The sequence below is a fragment of the Evansella clarkii genome (assembly GCF_002019695.1).
Lineage (GTDB): Bacteria > Bacillota > Bacilli > Bacillales > Salisediminibacteriaceae > Evansella > Evansella clarkii.
On the sequence record NZ_KV917376.1, the window covers coordinates 5,016,133 to 5,028,763 of the forward strand.

The 12,631-nt window shown below is 42.7% G+C and carries 11 protein-coding genes and 1 pseudogene; 11 read left to right on the forward strand and 1 reads right to left on the reverse strand.

Annotation, left to right across the window (positions count from 1 at the left end):
• Positions 1-6: 6 nt before the first annotated feature.
• The 11 genes from ilvC (at position 7) to BK582_RS23875 (ending at position 11,496) form a co-directional block, all read left to right on the forward strand.
• A complete protein-coding gene (ilvC, locus tag BK582_RS23830; protein WP_078598271.1) occupies positions 7-1,083 on the forward strand; it encodes a ketol-acid reductoisomerase in 1,077 nt (358 codons plus the stop codon).
• Positions 1,070-2,617, forward strand: a complete 1,548-nt coding sequence (locus BK582_RS23835; protein ID WP_078597422.1) for a 2-isopropylmalate synthase — start codon at positions 1,070-1,072, stop codon at positions 2,615-2,617. The genes ilvC and BK582_RS23835 overlap by 14 nt, the downstream gene beginning before the upstream one ends.
• A 90-nt stretch (positions 2,618-2,707) precedes the next feature.
• A complete protein-coding gene (leuB, locus tag BK582_RS23840; protein ID WP_078597423.1) occupies positions 2,708-3,814 on the forward strand; it encodes a 3-isopropylmalate dehydrogenase in 1,107 nt (368 codons plus the stop codon).
• A 203-nt stretch (positions 3,815-4,017) separates the two neighbouring features.
• Positions 4,018-5,439 (forward strand): 3-isopropylmalate dehydratase large subunit, encoded by a 1,422-nt coding sequence (gene leuC, locus BK582_RS23845; protein ID WP_078597424.1) that lies wholly within the window; start codon positions 4,018-4,020, stop codon positions 5,437-5,439.
• 15 nt (positions 5,440-5,454) lie between these two features.
• On the forward strand, positions 5,455-6,042 hold the full coding sequence (leuD, locus tag BK582_RS23850) for a 3-isopropylmalate dehydratase small subunit (RefSeq protein ID WP_078597425.1): 588 nt from the start codon (positions 5,455-5,457) through the stop codon (positions 6,040-6,042).
• Between the two features lie 134 nt (positions 6,043-6,176).
• On the forward strand, positions 6,177-7,154 hold the full coding sequence (locus tag BK582_RS23855; RefSeq protein WP_244895469.1) for a threonine ammonia-lyase: 978 nt from the start codon (positions 6,177-6,179) through the stop codon (positions 7,152-7,154).
• A gap of 157 nt (positions 7,155-7,311) precedes the next feature.
• Positions 7,312-7,962, forward strand: a complete 651-nt coding sequence (locus BK582_RS23860) for an HD-GYP domain-containing protein (RefSeq protein WP_078597427.1) — start codon at positions 7,312-7,314, stop codon at positions 7,960-7,962.
• 110 nt (positions 7,963-8,072) lie between these two features.
• Entirely contained in the window at positions 8,073-8,252 is a 180-nt protein-coding gene (locus BK582_RS26625) for a hypothetical protein (protein ID WP_134163597.1), read from the forward strand.
• Positions 8,253-8,414: 162 nt separating this feature from the next.
• Complete coding sequence (modA, locus tag BK582_RS23865) at positions 8,415-9,176, forward strand: molybdate ABC transporter substrate-binding protein (protein ID WP_078597428.1); 762 nt, start codon at positions 8,415-8,417, stop codon at positions 9,174-9,176.
• Positions 9,177-9,189: 13 nt separating this feature from the next.
• A complete protein-coding gene (gene modB, locus BK582_RS23870; RefSeq protein WP_078597429.1) occupies positions 9,190-9,849 on the forward strand; it encodes a molybdate ABC transporter permease subunit in 660 nt (219 codons plus the stop codon).
• Positions 9,850-10,230: 381 nt separating this feature from the next.
• Entirely contained in the window at positions 10,231-11,496 is a 1,266-nt protein-coding gene (locus BK582_RS23875) for an ammonium transporter (RefSeq protein ID WP_078597430.1), read from the forward strand.
• An 82-nt stretch (positions 11,497-11,578) separates the two neighbouring features.
• Here the strand turns inward: BK582_RS23875 and BK582_RS23880 are convergent.
• Positions 11,579-12,547 (reverse strand): annotated as a pseudogene (locus BK582_RS23880) (IS3 family transposase); the annotation flags it as partial.
• Positions 12,548-12,631: the final 84 nt, after the last annotated feature.

Consider the following 12,631-nt stretch of genomic DNA (forward strand, 5'->3'; position numbering starts at 1 on the left):
TCTCTTATGATTTTCAACTTAAATAACTTAAAAAACGAAAGGATGTTTACTATGACAAAAGTACTCTATGAAAACAATATTCAGGAAGAGGTTTTAAAAACTAAGAAGATCGCAGTAATCGGCTATGGTTCACAGGGTCATGCTCATGCTCTCAATCTGAAAGAAAACGGCTATGACGTTGTTGTTGGTGTAAGAAAAGGAAAATCTTTTGACAAAGCGGTTGAAGACGGACTTCAGACAAAAACAGTAGCTGAAGCTGCAGCTCAGGCAGATGTGGTAATGATGCTGCTCCCTGATGAACAACAGCCGAAAGTATATGAAGAAAGTGTAAAACCAAACCTTCAGCCTGGAAACGCGCTTGCCTTCGCACACGGATTTAATATTCATTACAACCAGATTGTACCTCCAGAGTATACAGACGTATTCCTTGTAGCGCCAAAAGGTCCTGGACACCTTGTCCGCCGTACCTTCCAGGAAGGCGCAGGTGTCCCTGCTCTTTACGGAATCTATCAGGATTATTCAGGAAACGCTGCAGCCACCGCCCTGGCCTACGCTAAGGGAATTGGCGCAGGCCGTGCAGGTGTCCTTGAAACCTCTTTCCAGGAAGAAACCGAAACAGACCTTTTTGGTGAACAGGCGGTATTATGCGGAGGTTTAACGAGTCTTGTAAAAGCAGGTTTTGAGACACTTACAGAAGCAGGATATCAGCCGGAAGTTGCCTACTTTGAATGCCTCCATGAATTAAAGTTAATCGTTGATCTAATGTACGAAGGCGGTCTTGAAGGTATGAGGTACTCGATCTCAGATACTGCTCAATGGGGGGACTTCGTTTCCGGCCCGCGAGTTGTAAACGAGGAAACTAAAGCACGTATGAAGGATGTGCTTAACGATATTCAGACCGGTGCATTCGCAAAAGGCTGGATTCTTGAGAACCAGGTTAATCGACCACAATTCAACGCAGTAAATCAAAAAGAAAATAACCATCAAATTGAACAGGTTGGAAGGGAACTTCGTAAGCTGATGCCATTTGTTAAGCAGCCAGCAAATAAGAAAAAGGAAGTGGTCCCTCATGCGGCACATTAACATTTTCGATACTACACTCAGAGACGGAGAGCAATCTCCCGGAGTAAATCTTAACAAACTGGAAAAGCTGGAAATTGCCAAACAGCTGGAACGCTTTGGGGTGGATATTATGGAAGCGGGTTTTCCCGCTTCCTCCCAGGGCGACTTTGAGGCTGTAAAGGAAATTGCACGGACAATCAAAAATTCTTCGGTTACTGGTCTTGCACGTTCGGTGAAAAGTGACATTGATGCAGCATGGGATGCATTAAAAGAAGGAGCTGAACCACGACTCCACCTTTTTCTGGCAACCTCCCCTATCCATATGACCTATAAATTAAAGAAAACACCGGAAGAAGTACTTCAGACAGCAGTGAAAACAGTAGCTTATGCAAGAGAAAAGTTCCCGTATGTACAATGGTCCGCTGAAGATGCTTCACGGTCTGACCTTGATTTTCTCGTAAAAATTATTGAGAAAGTAATCGGCGCAGGTGCTTCGGTAATTAACCTTCCTGATACAGTTGGTTATACGACTCCGGAAGATTACGGGAAAATGTTCCGTTATATTAAAGAGAATGTTCCAAACATCGATAAAGCTGTTCTTTCCGCCCACTGCCACGATGATTTAGGCATGGCCGTTGCCAATTCAATTGCAGCTGTACAGAATGGAGCTTCTCAGATTGAAGGAACTATTAATGGCATTGGAGAACGAGCAGGAAATGCTTCCCTGGAAGAGATCGCCGTAGCCTTTACTATCAGAAAAGACCATTATCCGTTCAAAAGCAGCCTGGTTCTGAAAGAAATCAAAAGAACCAGCGACCTTGTGAGTAAGCTTACAGGTATGGCAGTACCACCGAATAAAGCTGTGGTAGGGCGAAACGCATTCGCGCATGAATCAGGCATTCACCAGGATGGAGTACTGAAGCATGCTTCAACATATGAAATTATCTCCCCTGAACTGGTTGGCATCCAGTCAAACAACCTTGTGCTCGGCAAACATTCCGGAAAGCATGCGTTTAAAGATAAAATTAATAAACTCGGCTATGAACTTTCAGAAGAAAAGCTGCTTGACGCCTTTACAGCATTTAAACAGCTGACAGACCAGAAAAAAGAAGTTACAGACGAAGACTTGTTCACTATTTTAACAGATATACAGACGGACTTATCTGACGTTCCAAAGTATTCTCTGAACGCATTTCAAGTCCACTATGGTTCCGCCAATCTGCCGACAGCTACTGTTTCTCTCACATCTCCGGACGGCAGAAAGCTGGAAACAGCCTGTACAGGTAACGGAAGTGTTGAAGCCCTCTATAACACAATTGATAGTTTAATTGAAGAAGAGGTCCACCTGTCAGACTTTAATCTTAGTTCTGTCGGAAAAGGAACAGATGCCCTCGCTGAAGTAAATGTCCAAATGGTTGTTAACGGGATTCCTGTTGCAGGGCGCGGTTCAGCTCAGGATGTGCTTGAGGCTTCGGCAAAAGCTTTTATAAATGCTGTAAACAGAGTATTTACAGCAGCAGTACCGAAAAGGCAAACAAAAATACAGATGTCCTGATTAAGAAAAGCGCAAGCGTCTGGAGCTGAACAACTTACGTAATAAATTACTAATTTAAAATTTTTTTTAGTGACTAAGGAGGTCTTCCCAATGAATAAACAAATAACACTTCTTCCTGGCGACGGGATCGGCAGTGAAGTAATAAGTTCAGCTGTCCAGGTTCTTCAGGTGGTTGCAGACGAGTATAACCATACATTTAACTTTCAGATCGAGGATATTGGCGGGACTGCTATAGAGAAACATGGCACCCCTCTTCCTGAAAAAACTTCGGCGGTCTGCAAGTCAAGTGACGCTGTACTGCTCGGCGCAGTCGGTGGTCCTAAGTGGGATAACAATCCATCTCACTTACGTCCTGAAAAAGGCTTGCTTCAAATCAGAAAAGAGCTGGGGCTGTTTGCAAACTTAAGACCTGTTAAAGGATTTCCTTCTCTGCTGCATGCCTCTCCTTTAAAGGAAGAGGTTGTAAACGGGAGCGATCTTCTTATAGTAAGAGAACTTACAGGCGGTATTTACTTCGGTACCCCGAGCCAGCGTAACCACGAAGGCAACTCGGCAGTTGATACTTTGTATTACACTAAACAGGAAATTGAAAGAATCGTTGATAAAGCGTTCCAGTGCGCCCGGGAGCGACGAAAACACCTTACTTCGGTTGATAAAGCGAATGTTTTAGAATCCAGTAAATTATGGCGGGAAGTCGTTGAAGCAAAAAAAGTAAATTATCCAGATGTGAAAGTCGAACATCTTCTCGTGGATGCAGCAGCAATGAAACTTATAACCAATCCTTCACAATTTGATGTAATTGTAACGGAAAATATGTTCGGAGATATCTTAAGCGATGAAGCATCTGTGTTAACTGGTTCCCTTGGCATGCTGCCTTCAGCAAGCCTGCGTGAGGACGGTTTTGGCCTTTATGAACCAGTACACGGCTCTGCACCTGATATTGCAGGAAAAGGAGTCGCGAACCCACTGGCTATGATTCTCTCAGCAGCGATGATGCTCAGATATTCCTTTGGACTGGAGGAAGAAGCCTGTCTTATCGAATCAGCAGTCGAGCATGTACTTAAAGAAGGTTATTCTACAGGAGATCTCCAGATGCAAAAGGGCACTAAAGTAAATACGGATGAAATGACTGCTCAGGTTGTCAGCTATATTACATCTGAGAGTGCGGCCCATAGTATTTTAAGCTGCTATGCTTAAGTTTTAAAGAAAACTCGCCGATTGGCGAGCCTTAAGGCGAAGACAGAGGCGTAGTTGCACTTATACTATAGTCCTAAAAATTTTCTCTGCGCCGAATCAACTTCCCTGCTAAAATTTTATACTTTCTTATAGTGTAAAGAACCAGTGTCTTAGCCTTGACCAACCTATATTTCTCTTACTTTTCAAGAAAGGAGAAGAAATTCATGATGAAACCTAAGACTATAGTCGAAAAAATCTGGGAACAGCATTTAGTCCTTCAGGAAGAAAACAAGCCTGACCTCATATATATTGATTTGCATTTAGTCCATGAAGTCACTTCTCCCCAGGCTTTCGAGGGACTCAGAATAAAAAAACGGAAAGTCCGCCGGCCTGAACGCACATTCGCAACTATGGACCATAATGTCCCAACAATAAACCGCCATATTATTAATGACAAAATTGCTCTGAAACAGATGCAGACACTGGAAGAAAACTGCAGGGAGTTTAACATCCCTCTTGCAGATATCGACCATCCCGACCAGGGAATTGTCCACGTTATTGGACCGGAGCTTGGGCTTACCCAGCCCGGAAGGACAATTGTATGCGGGGACAGCCATACCTCTACTCACGGCGCATTCGGTGCACTTGCTTTTGGTATCGGGACCAGCGAAGTAGAACACGTTCTCGCCAGCCAGACTTTATGGCAGTCACGACCGAAAACATTGAATTTAAAAGTTAACGGAACACTCGGAACCGGTGTGACGGCAAAAGACTTAATTCTGGCGATCATCGCTAAATACGGCGTGCGCTTTGGCACAGGCTATGTAATTGAATATACAGGTGAAACAATCCGCTCTTTATCTATGGAGGAGAGAATGACGGTTTGCAATATGTCTATTGAAGCTGGGGCCCGTGCCGGATTAATCAGCCCGGATGAAACAACTTATAATTATTTAAAAGGGAGACGCCATGCACCAGAGGGAGAGGATTTCACTAAAGCAGTTGAACAGTGGAACAGCCTTGTAACCGATGAAGGTGCGGCATATGATAAAACTCTCGAAATAAACGCTTCCGAAGTGGAGCCTCAGGTAACCTGGGGAACTAATCCCGGAATGTGCCTCCCGGTAAGTGCATCTGTACCCGATCCTGAACATGAAGGAAATCCGGCTAAAAAAGAAGAAATTCTTAACGACCTGGACTATATGGGTCTGAAACCAGGCCAGCCGATTTCCTCAATTAAAATTGACCATGTATTTATCGGTTCCTGCACGAATTCCCGGCTGAGTGATCTGAAAAAGGCGGCTGCTGTGATAAGAGGCAGAAAAGTTCATCCTTCTGTTAAAGCCATTGTTGTACCTGGCTCCTTTAAAGTTAAACAGGATGCTGAAAAAGAGGGCATTGACCTGATATTTAAACAAGCTGGATTTGAATGGCGTGAAGCCGGCTGCAGTATGTGCCTTGCTATGAACGACGATATAGTGCCTCCTGGTGAAAGATGCGCATCAACATCTAACAGGAATTTCGAAGGCCGGCAGGGTAACGGTGCACGCACTCACCTTGTAAGCCCCGAAATGGCTGCTGCATCAGCTGTCGAAGGCCATTTCGTTGATGTCCGGGAATACAGTGAATTTACAGCATTAACTTAACAGGAGTGATCAGGAATGGAACCTTTTAAACTGCACACAGGGCTTGTCTGCCCTCTTAACAGAACAAATATTGATACTGACCAGATTATACCGAAGCAGTTTCTAAAACGAATAGAACGACAGGGGTTTGGAGAATTCTTATTTTTCCACTGGCGGTTTGAAGATGACGGGAAGGCTAAAGAAAACTTTCCTTTGAACAAAGCTGAATACAAAGGAGCCTCCATTCTTGCAGCCGGGGAGAATTTCGGCTGCGGTTCTTCCAGGGAACATGCCCCATGGGCCCTGGAGGATCACGGTTTTAAAGTAATCATCGCTCCAAGCTTCGCAGATATATTCTATAATAACTGTTTTAAAAATGGCCTCCTCCCTCTTCAATTAAGCGAGGAAGAAAAAGAGTACATTGTTAAAAAAGCAGAAACGGAAAGCTATAAACTGACAGTTGATCTGGAAAAACAGACAGTATCAGACGATCTTGGCTTCAGGACTGAATTCCAGATCCTCCCTCACCATAAAGAGATGCTTTTAAACGGCTGGGACGAGATCGGTGTAACTTTAAATTACGAAGACAGAATTTCAGAATACGAACAACAAACCTCCAAATAAAGACGCAAAGAAATATCCGGAACTAATACCTTTCATCTCTTTAATAACAGAGGAAGAACAACTAAAACAATACTAAAAATCAGGAGAGTGAAGACATTGGGAATTGCTTAAACGTAACTTCAGTAATGGATGCTATGGAATACTTAGGAAGACTGGTACACAGAACACCTCTGGTCTCCTCTGATTCTATCAACAGAATGGCAGGGAAAAATGTATTTCTAAAGATGGAAAACAAGCAAAAAACTGGTTCATTTAAATTAAGGGGCGCAGCATACAAAATGTCGCTTCTCCCTGACAGCAAATTAAGAAATGGAGTAATTGCTGCCTCAGCTGGAAACCATGCTCAGGGCGTGGCCTTAGCTGCAAAGAAAAGAAATATCACCGCTAAAATTTATATGCCGGCTAACACACCCGCAGCCAAAATTGAATCAACAAGAAGCTATGGTGCAGATATAGTTCTCACAGGAAACTCTTTTCAGGAAGCTTACGATGCTGCAGTGAAGGAAGAGAATAAATACGGAGGGTACTTTTTACACCCCTTTGATGATTATGATGTCATGGCTGGCCAGGGCACAGTCGCATTTGAAATGCTTCAGCAGGAACCATTTCTCGATACCATAATAGCTCCTGTCGGCGGCGGCGGTTTAATCAGCGGAGTTGCAATAGCCGCAAAATATATAAACCCAAAAATAAAGGTGATCGGAGTTCAGGCAAAAGGAGCCTGTGCAATGTACAATAATTACCATTTCCCTGCCTCTGCTCCATTAAGTGAGGTGGCAACCTTAGCTGAAGGAATAGCTGTAAAAAAACCAGGAATTCATTCTTCACACGTAATCAATAAATACGTGGACGATTTACTTGTTGTTTCCGATCAAGAAATTGCTGCAGCAATTATATTTATGCTTGAAAGGCAGAAAACACTAATCGAAGGTGCAGGAGCTGCTGCTCTGGCTGCACTTATGAAATATAAAGACTCCATTCCTGGGGGACATTGCGGCTTAATTGTGAGCGGTGGAAATATCGATTTTGCAAAGCTCGTAAAAATAAAGGAATTATCGAGGAACACCCAATTACTTTCAGAACCATATAAACAACCTATGTACAGCCATTAAAAAACAATCCAGCAGGCACCCCTCACCGGTGCCTGTTTTTATGTAAAAAGCTCTTGCTATAAGCACTAATATTTGTGAAAATTAGATTAAGTATTTAGAGCAGCGAAATAATCTCCATCGACTTCAAATATACAACGCCTTAAAAAGGAGCTCTTCCATGACTAATAAAAGGACCCCGGAATCCCTGTTTGAAGACATCTCGCAGGACAATGAAGTATTAAGGGAATTTAAGCATCATTCCTGGCGTGTAATGTATCTTTCCGCTATGCTTGGCAAAAAAGCCGGCTGCTATTCTGATGATCTCCGTGTTGCCGCATTGCTCCATGACATTGGTAAAATGGCTCTCTCAAAAGAAATACTATTTAAGCCCGGAAGGCTTAACTCGCTGGAAAAAACAATAGTAGAAACACACTGCTATATAGGAAACCGGATCGTCAGAAAAGAGCTGGGGAAAACTCATGCTGCTGAATACATAAGGGACCATCATGAAAACTGGGACGGTACCGGTTATCCCCGGGGTCTTACCGGTGAAAACATTACAGTGGAAGGAAGAGTCATTCGAATATGTGATTCCTTCGATACGATGACATATGACTTGAGAAACTACAGCAAAGTAAAGAAAACTCGTGAGGAAGCCTTCACTGAACTTCGTGAATGTTCGTGGTCTCAATTTGACGGCAATTTAGTGGAAAATTTTATAGAATTGCTCTCCCATATAGAACTTCCTGAAAACTGGTACCATAACTTTGACTCTAAGTTTTTGGAAAATGTTTATGGTTATATAAATAAACCGGAAGATTTTTTATAAGTTAAAAAGGAAAAACTGTTTTCCCTGGAGAATTAATCAGGAATATTAACACCATAGTCACGGTATTAATATTATTACCTGATCTGATTCAACTTTCAAAGGAGGATGGTATGATGAAATTATGGCTGACACCTCTATGTTTCCTGGGAATACTTTTATTCTACTTTGTGGTCGGTGTGCTGGGGCTTTCTCTTTACGGGGCTGTTTTCTGGATTGGCGCTGCCGTGCTTACACTTCTTGGAGCATACTGTACAAAGCATCTTCCTGATCCGGAGGAAAATGCCTGTTAGAGTTACCGGCCTGAAAATCCAGGCCTTTTTTTCTTGCTTTCATAATGATTCATCTTATTTTCAAATTTAAGCTCACCCACCATATCCATCTTCCTGTAAAATATATAATTATCCGGACACGTTACTAACTATGCTAAAACAGATTGGGGAATTTGATTAATTATGAAGACATTCTATGTTTACTTAACAGCTGCTGTATTATTTTTAACAGCAGGCTGCTCAAATAACGAAGATAAAACGGAACTATACATTCTGGCGGCTGCCAGTCTGTCAGACGTAATGTCAGAAATAGCAGAAAGCTATAATAATTACAGTGAAGATACTGAACTTATCTTTAACTTCTCCTCTTCCGGAAGACTTCGCCAGCAGATTATGCAAGGGTCCCCCGCTGATATTTTCCTTTCCGCTTCAGTAGAAGAGATGGACCGGCTTGAAGAGGAAGGGGCTGTTCTCAGCAGAGTTAATCTCCTCCAAAATCGGTTAGTACTGATTGCCTCAGAGGATCACGACTTTCAGTATTCCTCCGTAAATGACCTGGCCGGACCTGAAACAGACAGCTTAGCAATAGGACAACCTGAACTTGTACCGGTGGGGAGATATGCCGAAGAGGCTCTCAGAAATGCAGGAGTATTGGATGAGATTGAAGAAAAAATAGTTTATACTAATGACACCAGACAAGCGCTTACCTACGCAGAAACAGGCAATGTGGATACTGCCGTTGTTTATGAGACAGATGCAGGAGTTTCAGAAAGTGTGAAAGTATTTGATATAATTGATGAAAGTACCTATTCGCCTGTCTATTACCCGGCAGGACTCCTTTCTGGAGCGAACTCACCTGCTGAAGCAGAGGAATTCCTTGAATGGCTTCAAAGTGAGGAAGCCGGCAGTATATTTGAAGCTAATGGGTTTACTATTTTCAGATAAATGAGTGATACAGATGTATTTAGACTTTTGGTCTCCGATCTTTATTTCAGTAAGAGTAACAATTATTGCCAGTGTCACTGCATTTTTACTTGCAGTTTTAGCTGCAGCTTTAATGAAAAGAAAAAACTTCAAAGGTAAATATATTATTGAAACTATCCTTATGCTGCCGCTCGTTCTCCCCCCTACAGTTATTGGATTCGGGCTGCTTTATTTTTTCGGGCGAAACAGCATAGTCGGACAAATATATGAGACTGTTTTTAATCAGTCAATTGTATTTACTGTAACTGCTGCAGTTCTGGCAGCAACCGTGGTTGCCTTTCCCCTGATGTATCAAACCTTTAAAGCCGGGTTTGAACAGGTAGATCAGGATTTAGAAGAGGTTGGAAAAGTTCTTGGGGGAAACTCCTTTCAAATCTTCCGTTACGTAACCTTCCCCCTCTCAAAAAATGTATTATTGGTCGGTTTCGTTCTTGGTGCTGCAAGAGCACTCGGGGAATTCGGCGCTACATTAATGTTCGCCGGCAATATTCCCGGCAGAACCCAGACTGTACCTACTGCCATATATGTAGCAGTTGAAACAGGGAGAACAGAGCTTGCCCTTTACTGGGTTCTCTCAATAGTAGCACTCTCGTTTTTCCTGTTATTTTTTGTCCAGCTGAAAAAATCTTCCTGATTAACCTTATAAACAGTAAATAAAACGCTTGGATAATATTATTATCCAAGCGTTTTGTTTGTTAAATACCTTGCTTTATATGGTTGTGCTTATTTGCGGATCCTGATTCCGCTATTGCTTTAAATTCCTTCTATTTTAGCATGTTTTCGGATCCCTTTTGTTATATGAACAGGGTTCAAGATCTGCTCTCCGTGAAGTGATATTGTACTTACTGCCTTGTCAGATCAGGAAAGATCTACATTTTCTCTGATTATTTTTAGCTTGGCTGCTTAGCCAGGATTACTAAATACCCTGTCATAATATCTGACATGTTTGTAGATTCAGAATTTTAAATCATTATGATTAAGATATAACAAATCAACTTGAAGGGAGCAATTAACAATGGAAGACACTATTTTCTTACTTAATAATGTATGGGTCATGATAGCCTTTGTCCTTGTCCTGCTCATGCAGGGTGGATTTATCTTACTGGAGGCAGGTTCGACAAGGATGAAGAACGCAGGCCATACTGCAGCGAAAACAATTTTTACTCTTGGTATTGCTTCCTTAGTTTTCTGGGCAGTAGGTTATGGATTTATTTATGGAGAAACTAACGGTATTATTGGAACCTCCCTCTTTTTCTTTGGGGACTTTACAACGGTTGTAGACGGGCTTACAGGTTCAGTAGACTTTATTTTCCAGCTTGCTTTTGCCGGTATTGCCTTAACGATCGCTTTCGGTGGATTCGCAGAACGGGCAAAGCTTTCTGTCTATGTTTTATTCGCTGTTCTTTTCACCGCAGTTGTGTATCCGGTAGTTGCGCACTGGATTTGGGGCGGCGGATGGCTGTCCACTTTAGAGAAGCAGGATTTTGCAGGTTCCACAGTAGTTCACTTAACCGGGGCGATGGCTGCACTGGCAGCAACAATCCTGCTGAAACCGCGGATTGGCCGGTTTAATGCTGATGGCTCCCCTAATCAGCTGAGCGGGCATAACCAGGTATATACTACTCTCGGTGTTCTTATTCTCTGGGTTGGCTGGTTCGGTTTTAATGCCGGAAGTACACTCGGAGTTGAAAATGGGTTTTTCGGATACGTAGCATTAAATACTCAGCTTGCCGCAGCTGCAGGGGCAGTGGCAGCACTTGCAGTAGCATGGGCTGACTCCGGGAAAGGCGATGTTACCACGATGCTGAACGGAACTTTAGCAGGGCTTGTAGCTATTACAGCATCATGTGCTTTCGTAGCTCCCTGGGCTTCTGTAATAATTGGTATCATCGCCGGTATAATTGTCCATTTCAGTATGAAACTATTTGATAAGCTTAAAATCGATGATCCGATTTACGCTTTATCTGTCCACGGTATAGCTGGTATTTGGGGAACATTATCCACTGGTTTTTTCGCTACTCCTCAATTGGCAGCTATGAATGGGGGTTCTGCCGGACTCCTTTACGGCGGAGGTTTCACACAGCTTGGAGTACAGACACTCGGCGTTGTTTCATCAGGTATATTCGCCTTTGTCGCAGCATTTGTTATTCTCCTTGCAATTCGTCCACTAGTTAACGGTTTACGTGTAAGCAGAGAGAAAGAATTACTTGGACTGGATATGAGTGAGCACGGAAGCTATGGTTATCCGGAGAACTTCAGTCCTGAAAAGCAGACATCTTAATTAAATTGATCTGCCAAATAAAAAAGTGACTCAAAAATGAACAGCACCCCGTCAAGTAGACAGCTGAAATAATAAAAATGTATTAAGCGGCCTTAGCTCTGTACTCACAGGGACTGAGGCCGTTTAGTTTTTCCTGGTAACGGTAATGGTTATAGAACTGTATGTAGTCATCAATGTCTTTTAGTAGTTCCTCGAAAGTATTGTATGAACCAAGCCTGTATTTTTCACACTTCAATTTGCCCCAAAACGACTCCATCGGGCCATTGTCAATACAGCGGCCAACACGGGACATGCTTTGCTTCATATTCGCCTGTTCGATCATTCTCTTAAAAGGATGGGAGGTGTATTGAAATCCTCGGTCACTGTGTAACAGTGCCTGTGAATCAGGTGCTGCCTTCAGAGCTTTTTTCAGCGTTTTAAACACGAGCTCATTGTTGTTTGATTTACCAAGTACATAAGAGATCACGCTGCCATCATGGAGGTCCATAATGGCACTGAGGTAAGCCTTACGGTTACCATACTTCATTTCTGTCACATCAGTTACCCACTTCTGGTTTGGGCGGTCTGCCTGGAATTCGCGATTCAGTACATTTTCAGCTGTATGCTGGGGTGAAGAGTATTTATAACGGCATTTCTTACGACGAATGACAGACAAGAGGTTAGCACTTTTCATAAGACGGAGAATACGTTTATGGTTCAAAGGCTCCTTAAAGATCCGGTTCATCGAAATCGCCATTCTCCGATAGCCATAAATACCCTTCAACTTATGTTGAAGAAGAGTCATCTCTTCCATAACTCGTCGATTTAATTTCTCTCTGGCCGAAGGTCTGCGATTCTTCCATTTGTAATATCCCTGCCTGGAAACATGGGCAATGTCACAAAGTAACTGGACAGACATATTTTCTTCCGTGCTGAGTTCGTATATAGCAGTGTACCGGCTATGGTACCGGGTCTCACTCAATACCGCCTCCTTTCGATCTCCTCCAACTTTTTTAAGAACGCATTTTCCGCACGAAGACGCTCGTTCTCTATTTTCAGCTTCTTCATTTCTTTTTCTTCTTTTGTCATTTCTTTTTCCGTTCTTTGCTTTCCACGATTATCCTGAAGAGCTTCTTCCCCACCTTGAAGGTACTTT